Genomic DNA, 425 nt, shown 5'->3' on the forward strand with positions numbered 1-425 from the left:
AGCATCTGGCGGCAGAGCATCTGGATGCGGCTCAGCGACTAGAGGAGGCAGACAAAATCTCCTCGGTACTCAGGTCTTACTTGAAGTGAGGAGCTGACCTAGCAGGTCGGGTAGTCGGTATGGCGGAGTGGGATGGTAGAAACGAGAAAAGGCGCCGAGGCGCCTTTGATCATCGAGCAGCAAAAAATAGGTAGATGAACAGCACATCTATCAGCTCAGGACTGGCTTTTAGGGCCCTCCTTTTGCTGGGTGGACGAAGGCTTCGACTGCTCTGCCTCCTTTTCCTTCTCGCCCCAAAGGCGTTTCTGGTCATCGCGGAATTCTTTGTTGAATTTCAGTGAGCGCTCGGCCCCGCCCTCTGCAAAGGCTTGGCCGCTGATGCCCACTGCCATTACGCCAATCAGGAAAAGGTTAGTCAGTCGCAT

General features: G+C 54.6%; 1 protein-coding gene. It reads right to left on the reverse strand.

Annotated features, from left to right (window positions below; genetic code table 11):
* Window positions 1–215 precede the first annotated feature (215 nt).
* Window positions 216–425, reverse strand: a 210-nt coding sequence (locus tag QWI17_RS06300) for a hypothetical protein (protein ID WP_019751566.1), incomplete at its 5' end; no start/stop codon positions are given.

This window comes from Gilvimarinus gilvus (assembly GCF_030518155.1).
Classification (GTDB): Bacteria; Pseudomonadota; Gammaproteobacteria; order Pseudomonadales; family Cellvibrionaceae; genus Gilvimarinus; species Gilvimarinus gilvus.